We start from the raw sequence: 16386 nt of genomic DNA on the forward strand, positions 1-16386 counted from the left end.
AGTGATTTGTTATGGATTATGTTGAATTCGCCATATTTGAATAGACCGTTCCATGATATAAATTAAAAAGCTTGAGATATATAATTTAAATTATCCCAAGCTTTGAAAATACATTTATTTAGTTATAATTTAACTATAGGGTTAAACATCACTTGATTACGACCTTCATTTTTAGCCATATGCAACATATCATCTGCAACTTTAAAGACGGTACGTTGAGATTTATAATCATCTTTAGTTAGGTATCCGACACCAATAGAGACTGATAATTTAATCATTTCTTTGTTTGGTAAATGGAAAGTAGATTGTTCAACGCCTTTACGGATACTTTCACTTAACTTAACACATTGGTCTAGTGTGTAGTCATATAATACTACAGAAAACTCTTCACCACCATTACGGTAAATACTAAATTGTTCAGGCACATAGTTTTTTAATAATTGTGCGATTTGTCGTAATACAGCATCACCTGAATCATGTGAATACATGTCGTTAACATCTTTAAAACCATCAATATCAATGAGTAGTAAACCTAAGCTTTCATCATTTTCTTCTGCAATGCGTGTAGTTTCATTCAAATGTCTATCGAATTCTTTAACATTGCCTAAACCAGTCAAATAATCAAATCTATCTTCATTCTCATAGCGATTTACTAATGAGAAGAAATGCCAAATATCTACGAATGTAATCGAAGAAGTGATGGTTAAAACGAATGATAACGGTATCATATATAGTACTTCTTTAAATTCATAATACGGACTAATCAATGATAAGATGACAAATATGACTAGCGTAATTAAGTTGAGTATTTGTAATGAGATAATATCATTTTGTTTTAAAAATGGACCTATTGCTCCAACAATGATGGCTATTACAATTAAAATCATTGCAGTTATAATCGTATAATCACCAATTAATACATTAACTAAAGATACGATAAACGCTGCTAAAACTGTATAAACCATATTTGTATATCTACCTAAAAATAAAATCGGCACAAAAGATAAATAGAGGACATACTCATTAAAGATAGGGACAGGTTTAACAGATAATAATAATGCTACAATGGTCATTAAAATCGTGACGTATTCTTTTGAAAACACCATATTCTTATTTTCAGAGTACTGTAATCGGTGGAATAAATAAATTCCTGCGACAGTGACCGCAATATTATAAATAATAGCTTCAAACATTTTTCTTACGCTCCTTTAAATAAACACTTAGTCATTGTAAGTGAAAAGTTACATTTTGTCATCATTGATATTTAGAAATTAATAACATTCGTTTAAAATTCATGTTAAAATACTTATTTGAGTGATTGTAAAATATATAAATTGATTATTCTATAAAAAAGAAAGTGAATTTCGGCGTTGAACTCTGCTAATGATTACATTACTATTTGTATTACTAAAAGTACATCGTGTATTATAGACTTAATTGAATCGTTTATAGAATTTTCGATACATATATCAAGTGAACTATGTTTTGAAAATATACAAGTGTATATCCATAACCAAATATGATTTCATATTTAGAATATTTATAGAGACTTTAAACTCAAATTCAAAATTATAAAGACTTAAATTAATGAAGGTGAACTGATGTATACGTTATTATTAATCATTTTTTCAATGATTGTCAGTTTAATACTTACTCCCATTGTCATAAAGGTTTCCCATAAATTGGGCGTTGTTGACCAACCTAATTTTAGGAAAGTACATAAAAAACCAACTTCTGTCTTAGGAGGTACTGTGATACTACTTTCCTTTTTATTGGGGATTTGGTTAGGGCATCCAATTGAAACAGAGGTGAAGCCACTTGTCATTGGAGCAGTATTAATCTACTTAGTAGGGTTAATAGATGATATCTATGATTTAACGCCAATCTTAAAATTATTAGGACAAGTGATTGCAGCACTGGTTGTCGTTTACTACGGCGTAACCATAGATTTCATCTCATTACCGATTGGACCGACAATACATTTTGGTATTTTAGGTGTTCCGATTACTGTGATATGGATTGTAGCGATTACCAATGCGATTAACTTAATTGATGGATTGGATGGTTTGGCATCTGGTGTAGCAACTATCGCTCTGATGACTATTGGTTTCATCGCAATATTACAGGCAAATATATTTATCATAATGATCTGTAGTGTGCTTATCGGTGCGCTATTAGGTTTCTTATGTTTTAATTTTCATCCGGCTAAAATATTTTTAGGTGATAGCGGCGCATTGCTTGTTGGTTTTATTGTTGGTTTTCTTTCGCTTTTAGGTTTCAAAAATATTACGTTTGTGTCTTTATTCTTCCCGATTGTTATTTTAGCAGTACCGTTCATAGATACTTTATTTGCTATGATACGACGTGTGAAAAAAGGGCAACGTATTATGCAAGCGGATAAATCGCATTTACACCATAAATTACTAGAATTAGGTTATTCACATCGTCAAACAGTAATACTGATATATTCAATCGCGTTGTTATTTAGTCTTTCAAGTATTATTTTGTATTTATCACAACCATGGGGTGTACTCATGATGCTTGTGCTCATACTCATTACGATTGAACTCATTGTTGAATTTACAGGATTAATCGATGATGATTATAGACCGCTCTTAAAATTAATTGAAAATAAAGAGCGACATAAAGAAGATGAATAGATAAACTACCTAATTAGAACCTGAGATATGAATATCTCAGGTTCTAATTTTATATGATTAACAATGATTTACAAAGTCACGACCGATAATACTTAATTTTTCAAATTATACATTCATCACATGCATCAATATATAGAGGTAAGTTTATGTTTACCTGATAATTGTATGATAGTTATGCATTTTTGAAAGGTCATAAACTGAAATGGAAATGGTTCAGTTTGTTGGTATCTCAAATGGTAACTTAATGATAGCTTGCTCATCTAAATCATAGTTACCAGAAGTGATTTTATTTAGAAAAGCAATAAAATCGTCATACTCCGCTTCTACCACGTCTATTTGATAACTCACTTTGTCTGTGTAGCTTGTGTTCCTTAAGAAGAATGATGTTTGCGCTAATTCATATTCAAATTTACCTGTAAGATCATAATCGATAGTGATTGTAGTTGGTATTGCTGAACGCAAAGCAACACGTCCTACTTCATAAATGACATCTCTCACAGCACCACTATATGCTCTTATTAAACCGCCGCCGCCCAATTTTATACCACCGAAATAACGCGTTACTACGACACAAACATTGTGAACTTCTAGTTTTTTTAATATTTCAAGCATTGGTACGCCTGCAGTTCCACTTGGCTCTCCGTCATCATTTGCTTTTTGAATATTCATCTGTGCTCCAACTGTATAGGCTGAACAATTATGTGTCGCTTCCCGATGTTCTGATTTTACCAAGTTGATAAAGTCTTTAGCGTCTGCTTCAGATTCAACAGGTTTGATATGGGCAATAAAGCGTGATTTGCTAATTACATTTTCTATCATATGTTCTTGCTTTATTGTTATGATTGATTCATCCATATTTAAACACTCCAGTCATAGTTTCGATCAATACCTATTATTATACACGGTTCTGAATTCAAGTTTAATGTAAAAATAAATTTTCTTTTAATATAAAATAATGTATCATAGTTGTGAGTATAATTGAGGAGGATTATGATGAAAATTGCTGTATTAACAGATTCAACGAGTTATCTATCTCAAACATTAATTGATAAATATAATATAAATATTGCCCCACTAAGTGTAACTTTTGATAACGGTGAAAATTTTGAAGAAAATGCATCTATTTCAGCAAATGAATTCTACGAAAGAATGAAAGCATCTAAAACAATTCCTACGACAAGTCAGCCGGCAATCGGTGAATTTGTAACTAAATACGAACAATTACGTGATGAAGGCTATACGGATGTCATAGGCGTTTTCCTTTCTTCAGGTATCAGTGGTACTTATCAAACAGCTACACAAGCGGGTGAAATGGTTGAAGGTATTAATGTTCATACGTTTGATTCGAAAATTTCAGCTATGGCAATGGGGAGTTTCGTATTACGAGCAATTGAATTAATTGAACAAAATGAAACACCGCACGCTATCATTAAAGAGCTTGAAGCAATGCGAGAAGTCACTGGTGCGAGATTGATGGTAGACGATTTAAAAAACTTGCAAAAAAGTGGACGTATTACTGGAGCCCAAGCGTGGATTGGTACGATGTTAAAAATGAAACCAGTCTTAAGGTTTGAAGACGGTTTAATTTTGCCAGATGAAAAAATACGTACTAAAAAACGTGCGCTTAAAGAAATTATTAATAAAGTGATTGATATCGTTAAAGATTATGAAGAGGTTACGTTATTAGTTATAGGTGGAGATGTTCAAGAGGATACAGACTGGCTGTACAATGAATTACAAAAAAACTATCCACAATATAAAGTACACCGTTCAAATTTAGGCCCTGTGGTCGCAGCTCATTTAGGTCCAGGCGGTATGGGCTTAGGTTTCACTGGTAGATCTATTCGTATAGACTAAATTATAGATTCAAAAGTATTATTATCATTTTTAAGAAAAGTAGTATTTTTTGCAAGAGATGTATAGTGAAACCAACATTTCGTTCAGTCATCGATGCCAACCATAATATGACAAATGAGTTGTTTAGCATTTAAATTACTGTACGACTAACAAATAAATCATTTATTTTATAGCGGGTCTTTGAAATTAAAGTGAAATTTAATTTTTGACTCGCTTTTTGGTTTGGAGGAAACATACAATTAAATATTATGGAAGAATGATTAATGATAAATCCTTATTAACAGATGAACGTATAAAGCAAACAACGAAAGGTGTGGTATTAGATAATGGCTATTGGACATGTGCGCAATGTCACTCACGCCGACAAACGCATTTTTACAAATATCTATCAACAGTGTTAGATAAGGAGATTGTCTACTGTAGAAATTGTATCAATATGGGTAGAATGGATAATATAACTGAAATCTATATCATAGAAAGTCAGCATGTCATGACACCTTGTCATTATCAATTACCATTCAAATTATCAGAACAACAACAATTTGCATCTGACAAAATTGTATCAGCGATTGCAGGCTTTCGTTCACTATTGCTCCATGCAGTTACAGGTGCAGGTAAAACTGAGATGATATTTGAAGGAATTAAATTTGCGCGGAACCACGGTCATAATGTCGCAATTGTATCTCCTCGAGTTGATGTTGTTTTAGAAGTCAGCATGAGGATTAAAGCAGCTTTTCACGAAGAAAAAATAGATGTATTGCACCAATCATCACAGCAACAGTATAATGGCCATTTTGTTATCGCCACAATTCATCAACTCTATCGTTTCAAACAACATTTTGATGTGATAATTGTAGATGAAGTAGATGCCTTTCCTTTACCTACAGAACCAACGTTAATACAAGCATTGCAGCATGCCTCGAAGTTAAAGCACTGTCATATATTAATGACTGCCACACCAACAAAAGCTTTAATGAAACAAATTAGCAATTTAGAAATTATTCAATTACCTGCGCGTTTTCATAGACATCCTTTACCCGTGCCTCAATTTAAATTCCTTAGAATCAATCCCAATAAAAAGCAATATAAATTATTACGATTTTTACAACATCAAGTCAATCAACGACGATATACGCTAGTCTTTTTCAACAATATTATTTTAATGAAACAACTGTATCAGTTATATAAAGCTGAAATTCCATCTTTAACATATGTCTACAGCAATGATGTATTTCGTTTTGATAAGGTGAAACGTTTGAGAAAGGGGGAACATACCGTTATTTTCACCACTACCATTTTAGAAAGAGGCTTTACTATGGCAAAACTCGATGTTGTAATCATAAACAGTCATCAGTTTGAAACGAGTGCCATCATTCAAATATCAGGAAGAGTTGGAAGAAAAGCAGAAGCACCTACAGGAAGTGTATTTTGTATGCATGAAGGGATCACACTATCTATGATTAAAGCTCAATATCATATAAGGAAAATGAATCAACTTGCACGAAAAAGAGGGTGGATAGATTGACTACGAAATGTTTATATTGTCACATCTATTATTCAGAACCTTTAAATGCATTTACGTTTTACAAAAAGGCTTCAAAATTGTGCGATGATTGCAATCATCTCTGGGAGGTAATGAAATTAAAGACGACGAATCGATGCGCAACATGTTTGAAGTTACGCAATGAAACTGAAATATTATGTTCGGATTGTGCCGAGTTAGCTTCGAAGTTTAAATTAATGAATAAATTGTATTGTCATTACCGATATGACGGTATTGTAAAAGAAATGATTCAACAATATAAATTTCAAAGAGATGTTGCAATCGCAGAAATAATCGCAGAAAAAGTTAAATTGCCTCATTACAAATATGATTACATTATCCCCATACCGTCCCCTTTATTTAGAGATAAAGAAAGAACATTTAACCCCGTACAACTAGTATTAGACATACAAAAAGTTAAGTATTATTGTCTGCTTGCCACACACTCACATATTAAACAATCAGAATTAAGTAAACAAAAACGTATGCAACGACCCAATCCTTTTGTAATGGAACAAAGTGTGGATTTAAAAGGAAAATGTATTTTATTGATCGATGACATTTATACTACGGGCTTAACGGTTCATAATGCGGCACAGCTATTACTTGATAGAAAAATCAGAAAATTCGATGTGTTTACGTTTGCACGCTAGGTTATTCGTGGTATTATAGAAATAAGCACTATTACCAATATAGAGGTTTTAAAGGAGTCGATTACTATGATCAGATTTGAAATTCACGGAGAGAACCTCACTATTACTGATGCGATTCGCAACTATATTGAGGAGAAAATTGGTAAATTAGAACGTTACTTTAACAATGTGCCAAATGCAACTGCACACGTTAAAGTTAAAACGTACCAAAACTCAGCAACTAAAATAGAAGTAACTATTCCATTGAAAAATGTTACGCTAAGAGCGGAAGAACGTCATGATGATTTATACGCTGGTATTGATTTAATTAATAGCAAATTGGAAAGACAAGTTAGAAAATATAAAACGCGTGTAAATCGTAAAAATAGAAAAAATGACGAACAAGAAGCTTTTGCATCATTACCTGAAGAACAAGAAGTAGAAAATCTTCAAAATGATGACAATGATAGTGAAATTGAGATTATTCGTTCAAAAAATTTCAGTTTAAAACCTATGGATTCTGAAGAAGCAGTATTGCAAATGGATTTATTGGGCCATGATTTCTTCATTTTTACAGATCGTGAAACAGATGGTACGAGCATAGTTTATAAAAGAAAAGATGGCAAATATGGGCTAATTGAAACAACTGAATAATTTAATTAAATTAGTATCATATTTATAAAAGTAGTAGCGTCCATGATTGAGTGAAATCATGGACGCTCATTTTTTGCTGTGTTATTATGTAATAATTTGAAAGTGAACATGTATGTTGTGTATATTTTAAATGAGTCAATATTATAATTTGTATTCAAAAACATGTAAGTAAATATAGTATAGATGGCACGATAAACGTAATAAGTGTAAATTTAGGCTTATAAATGATATTATAAATTGTTGTAAACTAAGAGTTATATAGCTAAAGGAGCGAACAGAATGGGTTTTTTATCAAAAATTGCAGATGGCAATAAAAGAGAAATAAAACGCCTTGGTAAATTAGCCGACAAAGTCCTTGCACTAGAAGAGGATATGTCGATATTAACTGATGAAGAAATTAAAGAAAAGACGAAAAATTTTCAAGCGCAAGTTCAAGCAGAAGACGATATTAAAAAGCAAAATAAAATTTTAGATGATATTTTACCAGAAGCCTTTGCATTGGTAAGAGAAGGATCAAAACGTGTATTCAACATGATTCCTTATAAAGTACAAGTTATGGGTGGTATTGCCATTCATGGTGGCGACATTTCTGAAATGAGAACTGGTGAAGGTAAAACGTTAACGGCGACAATGCCAGTTTATTTAAATGCGTTAACAGGACGTGGTGTACATGTTATTACAGTCAATGAATATTTATCTAGTGTACAGAGTGAAGAAATGGCAGAATTATATGAATTTCTTGGATTAAGTGTTGGTTTGAACTTAAATAGTAAAACTACTGCAGAGAAAAGAGAAGCTTACGCATGTGATATTACTTATAGTACCAACAACGAATTAGGATTTGACTACTTACGTGATAACATGGTGAATTATGCAGAAGAACGCGTGATGAGACCACTTAATTTTGCGATTATTGATGAAGTAGACTCAATCTTAATTGATGAAGCACGTACGCCGCTTATTATTTCAGGAGAGGCAGAGAAGTCAACGTCACTTTATACGCAAGCAAATGTTTTTGCTAAAATGCTTAAAAACGAAGATGATTATAATTATGATGAAAAGACAAAAGCTGTGCAATTAACAGAACAAGGTATTGATAAAGCAGAGCGTATGTTTAAAATTGATAACCTTTACGACGTGAAAAATGTTGATATCATCAGTCATATTAATACAGCGTTACGTGCGCATGTTACGTTACAAAGAGATGTAGATTATATGGTGAACAACGGCGAAGTATTGATTGTTGACCAATTTACAGGACGTACAATGCCTGGACGTCGTTTTTCAGAAGGATTGCACCAAGCGATTGAAGCTAAAGAAGGTGTGAAAATTCAAAACGAATCCAAAACAATGGCTTCAATTACATTCCAAAACTACTTCAGAATGTATAATAAATTATCTGGTATGACAGGTACTGCAAAAACAGAAGAAGAAGAATTTAGAAATATTTACAATATGACAGTTACACAAATTCCTACGAACAGACCAGTACAACGTATTGATAAGCCAGATTTAATTTATATCAGTCAAAAAGGTAAATTTGATGCAGTTGTAGAAGATGTCATTCAAAAGCACAAACAAGGTCAACCAGTCTTATTAGGGACTGTTGCCGTTGAAACAAGTGAATATATTTCTAACTTATTGAAAAAACATGGCGTACGTCATGATGTCTTAAATGCGAAAAATCACGAACGTGAAGCGGACATTATCGCAAGTGCTGGCCAACGCGGTGCAGTGACAATAGCTACCAACATGGCTGGCCGTGGTACGGATATCAAATTAGGTGATGGTGTTGAAGAAATTGGTGGTTTAGCAGTAATTGGTACGGAGCGCCATGAATCACGTCGTATAGATGACCAATTACGTGGTCGTTCAGGTCGTCAAGGTGACAAAGGTGATAGCCGTTTCTATCTATCGTTACAAGATGAGTTAATGGTGCGCTTTGGTTCGGAACGTTTACAAAATATGATGAATCGATTGGGTATGGATGATTCAACACCAATTGAATCTAAAATGGTTTCTCGTGCTGTTGAATCAGCTCAAAAACGTGTTGAAGGTAATAACTTTGACGCTCGTAAACGTGTCCTTGAGTATGATGATGTACTGCGTAAACAACGTGAAATTATCTATAGCGAACGTAATGATATTATTGACAGCGATGAAAGTAGCGAATTAATTAACGCAATGCTACGCTCTACATTAGAAAGAAGTATTCAATATTATGTAAATGAAGAAGATGACGATCCAGACTATGAACCATTCATCAACTATGTAGAAGACGTCTTCTTGAATGAAGGCGAATTAAAAGTTGAAGATATTAATGGAAAAGATAATGATGATATTTTTGAGGTTGTATGGTCAAAAATAGAAATAGCATTAAAAGAGCAAAAAGAAAAAATTGGTAGTCAGTTTGATGAATTTGAACGTATGATTTTACTTCGTTCTATTGACACACATTGGACAGACCATATCGATACAATGGATCAATTGCGTCAAGGTATTCACTTACGTTCGTATGGACAACAAAATCCACTACGTGACTATCAAAATGAAGGTCACCAATTATTTGATACTATGATGCAAAACATTGAAGAAGACGTAAGTAAATATATTCTAAAATCAGTGATTTCCGTTGAAGATGACGTAGAACGTGATAAGACAACTGATTTTGGTAAAGCTGAGCATGTATCAGCAGAAGATGGAAAAGAAAAAGCGAAAGCAGAGCCTTATGTTAAAGATGAACATATAGGTAGAAATGACCCATGTCCTTGCGGTAGTGGTAAGAAGTATAAAAACTGTCATGGCGCTTAAGTTTATCTAATATGATACACATGTGAGACAGGATTTCACTATTTGAATTATTTTTATATGTCAGGCATCTTTTACAGTTAGATTGTAGCGTTTAACTGTGAAAGATGTTTTTTTAATAACATAAGCTAGCAGCGATTTGGTGCTTAAGTTGAAATTAACAGTTTATATTTTGTATCATATTTATGATAGTCTAGTAATTAATTTAGTAATTATACTTCATTCGAAAAATTTAGGAGAGATGCATAATGGAATTATCTGAAATTAAGCGTAATTTAGATGCTTATAAAGAAAAGTTAGAACAACTTAGGGGGTCTCTTTGACTTAGAAGAAAAAGAGACAAACATACAAGAATACGAAGAAATGATGGCGGATCCTTCATTTTGGGATAATCAAGATAAAGCGCAAGACGTAATAGATAAAAATAATGCTTTAAAATCTGTTGTCAATGCGTACAGAGATTTAGAAGCAAATATAGAAGATATGGAAACGACACGAGAATTATTGTTAGAAGAAGACGATACGTCGATGAAAGACGATTTAGAAGCGAGCGTCACTCATTTTCAAAACGAATTAAACCAATTTGAACTACAATTATTGTTAGATGGGCCTTATGACGCGAATGATGCAATTATTGAATTGCATCCTGGTGCAGGTGGTACTGAATCACAAGATTGGACAAATATGTTGTTGAGAATGTATCAACGCTACTGTGAGCAAAAAGGCTTTAAAGTTGAAATCGCAGACTATTTACCTGGAGATGAAGCGGGCGTAAAAAGTGTAACAATGATTGTGAAAGGTCATAATGCATATGGTTTTTTAAAAGCGGAGAAAGGTGTACATCGACTCGTACGCATATCACCGTTTGATTCATCTGGTCGTCGACATACATCTTTTGCTTCATGTGATGTCATACCACAATTTAATAACACTGAAATAGAAGTAGAAATCAATCCTGATGATATTACTGTTGATACATTTAGAGCTTCGGGCGCAGGTGGTCAACATATCAATAAAACCGAATCTGCTATTAGAATTACCCATCATCCAACAGGTATTGTGGTAAATAACCAGAATGAACGTTCACAGATCAAAAACAGAGAGGCTGCAATGAAAACATTGAAGTCTAAACTATATCAATTAAAAATTGAGGAACAAGAACAAGAAATGGCCGAAATCCGTGGAGAACAAAAAGAAATCGGTTGGGGAAGTCAAATTAGATCTTATGTATTCCATCCATATGCAATGGTTAAAGATCATAGAACAAACGAAGAAACCGGTAAAGTCGATGCAGTCATGGATGGTGATTTAGGACCGTTTATCGAAGCTTATCTACGCAAGCAAATGAATCTGAATCATTCAGAAAAAGATTAATACTTAAATAGAACAATTATTATTCATAACTTTATGAGTGAGCTAGAAACCAATGTATAACTTATTGTTTTCTAACTTACTCATATTTTTTATAGCAGTATAAAGTAGGCAAGACTGACACGTTCATACGAAACGACTGCTTAATTTATTTCAGTAATTTTTAGATAAACTACTACTTATATGTAAAACACAAACTTAAATATTACAGTTAAAGTTAACAGATATTCAAAGGTGATTAAAACTATTGTGATAAAGATAAGAAAGCTATGATTAAAGCGTTAAAAGGGGATTCATTCAAAAATATCTTTTGCATTACAAAACGATAACAAGGGTAAAAGTATTCAGAGAATATGCTATATTATGATTGATTAAATATTGAATAAAATTAGACAGCAAAGGATTGAAATACATCATGAAGAAAGGCTTAACTTTTTCTGTAACTTCTGCAGCACTGTTTTTTGGAATGAATGGTCTAGCGTCAGCTGATCAAGTACATACAGTGAAAGAAGATACGGATTTATCAAATATAGCGCATGCATTCGCAACAACGACTCATACGATACAATCATTGAATCATATGGAATTTGTGCAGTCGGTTAAGGTTGGGCAAACGCTTGTATTACCTGACGAAGATATTGTAGAAGTTAAAGAAGGCGATACACTTCAAAGTATTGCGAATAAACATCACCTCAGTTTAAATGAACTTTATCAATTAAATCCATTCATTACTGAAACAATTTATCCTGGGCAACTCATTGCAGTTTCTGAAAAAGGATCGTCACATTTAGACAACCAACTACAGAGTGCATACGTACAAAGTGACTCGAATAATGATCCATTCACAACAGGGGTAACAACTGAAAACAGTAATGCTTTCACAAGATTAGCGAACGATTATACACCAGTAAAGCAGCAATCTTGGTCAAATAACAGTGTTGATGCGCGCAATACCACTTCAAATGGTCACAACCTTCACAATAATAGCTATCAATCAAAACACTATGTAGCCGGTGGGCAGAATTATTATGCTTGGGGGCAGTGTACATACTATGCTTTTGATAGACGTCAACAACTTGGTAAATCTATAGGCAATTTATGGGGCAATGCTAATAACTGGGCATCGGCTGCGCGTCAAAATGGTTATGTGGTTAATGCTACACCTGAAGTAGGTGCTATTTTACAGAGTAGCGCTGGAAATTATGGTCATGTAGGGATTGTAGAACGTCAAAACAGTGATGGCTCCATTTTAGTTTCAGAGATGAACATGCAAGGCTTGGGACAAAAATCCTATAGAACGATTTACAATTCAGGACAATATAATTATATTCATTAAAAAATAAAAACTTATATCTAGCAGTTTCATCTGAAATTGTAACAATATTCTTAATGTATAGCCCGGGACATAAACATGTCTCGGGCTTATTATCTTAAAGGTCCTGCATACAGTCTAAACGCCTCAGAGTCAGTATTTTTCACACTTAATATACTTTTCACTAAAATTTATTACAGTCTTATTTTTTTTGAATTTTGTAAAATGAGTAAAACTTGAAAGACAAAAAAGTAAGTTATATTTTAAAATTAGATCGATTTGATGATATTTAACGGCATTAAAAAGACATTTTACATATGGAATGATATTATAAAATCAAGTATAATCAATCATTAAATAAATGAGGAGGCGCTATCATGGGAGTACATCAATATTTTAAACGTTTATCAGACTTAGAAAAATTAATACGATTGCCTGGGAAATTTAAATATTTTGAGCATAATGTTGCTGCACATTCTTTTAAAGTGACTAAAATTGCTCAGTATTTAGGCACAGTAGAAGAATATCACGGTAATAAAGTAGATTGGAAAAGCTTATACGAAAAAGCCTTAAACCATGATTTCGCCGAAATTTTTACAGGAGATATAAAAACGCCAGTCAAATATGCGAGTGGAGAATTAAAAAAATTATTCTCACAAGTAGAAGAAGAAATGGTAGATCATTTTATAAACGAAGAAATACCAGAACAATATCAATCCATATATCGAGAGCGACTGCAAGAAGGAAAAGACGATTCGCTAGAAGGTCAAATCTTATCAGTTGCTGATAAAATTGATTTGTTATATGAAACATTTGGTGAAATTCAAAAACGTAACCCTGAACCACTATTTTTTGAAATATACGAAATGTCATTAGAAACAATCATGCAATTTGATCATTTGAATTCAGTACAAGATTTTATAGAAAATATTATTCCTGAAATGCTTACAGAGCGATTTATACCAAAATCGGAATTACGAGAAACAACGATGTCTATTTTAAATAATAGGAACGGGTGACATGAATGATCTGGTATATACTTGCATCTTTTTTTCCATGCATACTTGTCGTATTGTTTAGCGTACTGACTAGGAGTAAATGGGTAGGTACGATTTTAACTTTGATTTTAATAGGTACTTCAATTGAAAAAGGATTTTTTCATGATGAATGGATTATTTTTATAGATGTTGCTTCATTATTAGCAGGTTACTTAATTATTGACCAACTAGAACTCCATAAAAAAGAAGATGATTAAGTATTAAGCGTTAAGCAACTTAATTGTAATAGCATGATGAAAGGTATATAATTATTTAACTTCATTTTATCTGAATAAAAATTTATGAACGCAAACAAACATGGTATTATACTGTGTTTGTTTTTATTTAGTGAAATATCATTTTCGCGAACAAATGTTTGTATTGAAGGTAATAAATCTGTTAAAATGTAAACTGTTAATAGTATACTTAAGTAAAATATAGTTACAGCCACTATAGTAAGTCGCGTATTAAATGAGATATTTAAACTATGTTCGAACGGATAGAAATATAATAGGAGGCATGTGTCATTATGGAACACTACCCATTTAAATTACAATCGAATTTTGATCCTAAAGGTGATCAACCAGAAGCGATTCGACAAATTGTAGATGGTGTGAATGCGGGTAAGAGACATCAGACTTTACTTGGAGCTACGGGTACAGGTAAGACATTTACAATGAGTAATGTGATTCAACAAGTTGGTAAACCGACTTTAATCATCGCCCATAACAAAACGTTAGCAGGACAATTATATAGTGAATTTAAAGAATTCTTTCCTGAAAATAGAGTCGAGTATTTTGTCAGTTACTACGATTATTATCAACCAGAGGCGTATGTACCATCAACTGACACATTTATTGAAAAAGATGCGTCAATTAATGATGAAATTGATCAATTGCGTCACTCTGCGACAAGTGCACTATTTGAAAGAGATGACGTCATTATAATAGCTAGTGTGAGCTGTATCTATGGTTTAGGTAATCCAGAAGAATATCGGGACTTAGTGGTTAGTGTTCGTGTAGGTATGGAAATGGACAGAAGCGAGTTACTTAAAAAATTAGTAGATGTGCAATACACAAGAAATGATATAGATTTCAGACGCGGTACGTTCCGAGTTAGAGGAGATGTTGTAGAAATATTTCCTGCCTCTCGTGAAGAAATGTGTATTCGCGTTGAATTTTTCGGAGATGAAATAGATAGAATACGAGAGGTTAATTACTTAACTGGAGAAGTGTTGAGAGAGCGCGATCATTTTGCTATTTTCCCAGCTTCCCACTTCGTTACACGAGAAGAAAAAATGAAATCTGCCATCCAACGTATTGAAAATGAACTTGAAGAGCGATTATCAGAATTACGTTCTGAGAATAAATTGCTTGAAGCTCAGCGCTTAGAACAAAGAACGAATTATGATTTGGAAATGATGAGAGAGATGGGATTTTGTTCAGGTATTGAAAATTATTCTGTACATTTGACGCTTAGACCCATGGGTTCCACGCCTTATACATTGCTTGATTATTTTGGAGATGACTGGCTTGTGATGATTGATGAGTCACATGTGACATTACCACAAATTAGAGGTATGTATAATGGTGACCGTGCGCGTAAACAAGTACTTGTGGATCATGGATTTAGGCTACCAAGTGCTTTAGACAATAGACCGTTAAAATTTGAAGAATTTGAAGAAAAAACGAAACAACTCGTATATGTATCTGCTACACCAGGACCTTATGAATTAGAACATACAGATGAAATGGTGGAGCAAATCATTCGTCCAACAGGATTATTAGATCCTAAAATTGAAGTGAGACCTACAGAAAATCAAATTGATGATCTGCTTGGCGAAATACAAACGCGTATTGAACGAAATGAACGTGTTTTAGTAACGACATTGACTAAAAAGATGAGTGAAGACTTAACCACGTATATGAAAGAAGCAGGCATTAAAGTGAATTATTTACATTCAGAAATTAAAACTTTAGAGCGAATTGAAATTATTCGAGATTTACGTGTGGGTACCTACGATGTGATTGTTGGTATTAACTTATTAAGAGAGGGTATTGATATACCAGAAGTATCACTAGTCGTTATTTTAGACGCAGATAAAGAAGGCTTCTTACGCTCTCAGAGATCACTTGTCCAAACAGTAGGTCGTGCAGCCCGTAATAGTGGTGGTGAAGTGATTATGTATGGTGATAAAATTACGGATTCAATGCGCTATGCACTTGATGAAACAGAGCGTCGTAGATCGATTCAACAAGCATATAATGAAAAACATAATATTACACCAACTACTATTAATAAAAAAATTCATGATGTGATCAGTGCTACTGTTGAAACAGATGAAACAAACGAAGCAAAACGTACGGAAGTACCTAAGAAAATGACGAAAAAAGAGCGTGAGAAAACGATTGATAATATAGAAAAAGAAATGAAGCAAGCAGCTAAAGACTTAGACTTTGAAAAAGCAACTGAACTCAGAGATATGTTGTTTGAATTAAAAGCAGAAGGGTGA

At 33.1% G+C, this 16386-nt stretch carries 13 protein-coding genes; 11 read left to right on the plus strand and 2 right to left on the minus strand.

Translation table 11 applies throughout. From position 1 onward, the window contains the following. Positions 1 to 122: 122 nt before the first annotated feature. A complete protein-coding gene (gene gdpS, locus MUA21_RS02420) occupies positions 123 to 1193 on the minus strand; it encodes a GGDEF domain-containing protein GdpS (RefSeq protein ID WP_046207422.1) in 1071 nt (356 codons plus the stop codon). A 408-nt stretch (positions 1194 to 1601) separates the two neighbouring features. On the opposite strand from gdpS, the gene MUA21_RS02425 reads away from it, so the two are divergent. Further along, positions 1602 to 2660 carry a glycosyltransferase family 4 protein gene (locus tag MUA21_RS02425; protein WP_070039105.1) on the plus strand — a complete coding sequence of 353 codons (1059 nt, stop codon included), beginning with the start codon at positions 1602 to 1604 and terminating at the stop codon, positions 2658 to 2660. Positions 2661 to 2873: 213 nt separating this feature from the next. Here the strand turns inward: MUA21_RS02425 and MUA21_RS02430 are convergent, their stop codons facing one another. Further along, positions 2874 to 3515 (minus strand): YigZ family protein, encoded by a 642-nt coding sequence (locus MUA21_RS02430; protein ID WP_262561739.1) that lies wholly within the window; start codon positions 3513 to 3515, stop codon positions 2874 to 2876. 138 nt (positions 3516 to 3653) lie between these two features. Between MUA21_RS02430 and fakB1 the strand changes: the two genes are divergently transcribed. The 10 genes from fakB1 (at position 3654) to uvrB (ending at position 16386) form a co-directional block, all read left to right on the plus strand. Then, complete coding sequence (gene fakB1 / locus MUA21_RS02435; RefSeq protein WP_046207425.1) at positions 3654 to 4517, plus strand: fatty acid kinase binding subunit FakB1; 864 nt, start codon at positions 3654 to 3656, stop codon at positions 4515 to 4517. A gap of 256 nt (positions 4518 to 4773) precedes the next feature. After that, positions 4774 to 6042 carry a DEAD/DEAH box helicase family protein gene (locus MUA21_RS02440; protein ID WP_262561740.1) on the plus strand — a complete coding sequence of 423 codons (1269 nt, stop codon included), beginning with the start codon at positions 4774 to 4776 and terminating at the stop codon, positions 6040 to 6042. Positions 6043 to 6257: 215 nt separating this feature from the next. Further along, the gene (locus MUA21_RS02445) at positions 6258 to 6713 is read left to right on the plus strand and encodes a ComF family protein (RefSeq protein WP_262561741.1); all 456 of its coding nucleotides are present in this window, start codon (positions 6258 to 6260) and stop codon (positions 6711 to 6713) included. A 66-nt stretch (positions 6714 to 6779) separates the two neighbouring features. Beyond that, the gene (hpf, locus tag MUA21_RS02450; RefSeq protein WP_262561742.1) at positions 6780 to 7346 is read left to right on the plus strand and encodes a ribosome hibernation-promoting factor, HPF/YfiA family; all 567 of its coding nucleotides are present in this window, start codon (positions 6780 to 6782) and stop codon (positions 7344 to 7346) included. A 279-nt stretch (positions 7347 to 7625) separates the two neighbouring features. Further along, positions 7626 to 10157 (plus strand): preprotein translocase subunit SecA, encoded by a 2532-nt coding sequence (secA, locus tag MUA21_RS02455; RefSeq protein ID WP_046207429.1) that lies wholly within the window; start codon positions 7626 to 7628, stop codon positions 10155 to 10157. A gap of 245 nt (positions 10158 to 10402) precedes the next feature. Continuing rightward, positions 10403 to 11528 (plus strand): peptide chain release factor 2 gene (gene prfB, locus MUA21_RS02460; protein ID WP_107360125.1). Its coding sequence is split into 2 segments (ribosomal slippage): positions 10403 to 10474 and positions 10476 to 11528, totalling 1125 coding nucleotides; the frame shifts between segments, so codons are not numbered across the junction. 412 nt (positions 11529 to 11940) lie between these two features. Next, positions 11941 to 12861: a CHAP domain-containing protein gene (locus MUA21_RS02465; RefSeq protein ID WP_262561743.1), complete on the plus strand. Its 921-nt coding sequence runs from the start codon at positions 11941 to 11943 to the stop codon at positions 12859 to 12861. A gap of 353 nt (positions 12862 to 13214) precedes the next feature. After that, on the plus strand, positions 13215 to 13856 hold the full coding sequence (locus MUA21_RS02470; protein WP_019469491.1) for a YfbR-like 5'-deoxynucleotidase: 642 nt from the start codon (positions 13215 to 13217) through the stop codon (positions 13854 to 13856). A gap of 5 nt (positions 13857 to 13861) precedes the next feature. Next, the gene (locus MUA21_RS02475) at positions 13862 to 14092 is read left to right on the plus strand and encodes a CsbA family protein (protein ID WP_019469490.1); all 231 of its coding nucleotides are present in this window, start codon (positions 13862 to 13864) and stop codon (positions 14090 to 14092) included. A gap of 308 nt (positions 14093 to 14400) precedes the next feature. Continuing rightward, positions 14401 to 16386: an excinuclease ABC subunit UvrB gene (gene uvrB, locus MUA21_RS02480; protein WP_174894801.1), complete on the plus strand. Its 1986-nt coding sequence runs from the start codon at positions 14401 to 14403 to the stop codon at positions 16384 to 16386.

The sequence above is a fragment of the Staphylococcus ureilyticus genome (assembly GCF_025558845.1).
GTDB classification, from domain to species: Bacteria; Bacillota; Bacilli; order Staphylococcales; family Staphylococcaceae; genus Staphylococcus; species Staphylococcus ureilyticus.

What these genes read in the sequence shown, in the direction of transcription:
- hpf (WP_262561742.1), top strand. Translation starts at nt 6,780, where the DNA reads ATGATCAGATTTGAAATTCACGGAGAGAACCTCACTATTACTGATGCG.
- MUA21_RS02430 (WP_262561739.1), bottom strand. Translation starts at nt 3,515, where the DNA reads ATGGATGAATCAATCATAACAATAAAGCAAGAACATATGATAGAAAAT.
- MUA21_RS02425 (WP_070039105.1), top strand. Translation starts at nt 1,602, where the DNA reads ATGTATACGTTATTATTAATCATTTTTTCAATGATTGTCAGTTTAATA.
- fakB1 (WP_046207425.1), top strand. Translation starts at nt 3,654, where the DNA reads ATGAAAATTGCTGTATTAACAGATTCAACGAGTTATCTATCTCAAACA.
- secA (WP_046207429.1), top strand. Translation starts at nt 7,626, where the DNA reads ATGGGTTTTTTATCAAAAATTGCAGATGGCAATAAAAGAGAAATAAAA.
- MUA21_RS02465 (WP_262561743.1), top strand. Translation starts at nt 11,941, where the DNA reads ATGAAGAAAGGCTTAACTTTTTCTGTAACTTCTGCAGCACTGTTTTTT.
- gdpS (WP_046207422.1), bottom strand. Translation starts at nt 1,193, where the DNA reads ATGTTTGAAGCTATTATTTATAATATTGCGGTCACTGTCGCAGGAATT.
- MUA21_RS02440 (WP_262561740.1), top strand. Translation starts at nt 4,774, where the DNA reads ATGATTAATGATAAATCCTTATTAACAGATGAACGTATAAAGCAAACA.
- MUA21_RS02445 (WP_262561741.1), top strand. Translation starts at nt 6,258, where the DNA reads ATGAATAAATTGTATTGTCATTACCGATATGACGGTATTGTAAAAGAA.
- MUA21_RS02475 (WP_019469490.1), top strand. Translation starts at nt 13,862, where the DNA reads ATGATCTGGTATATACTTGCATCTTTTTTTCCATGCATACTTGTCGTA.
- MUA21_RS02470 (WP_019469491.1), top strand. Translation starts at nt 13,215, where the DNA reads ATGGGAGTACATCAATATTTTAAACGTTTATCAGACTTAGAAAAATTA.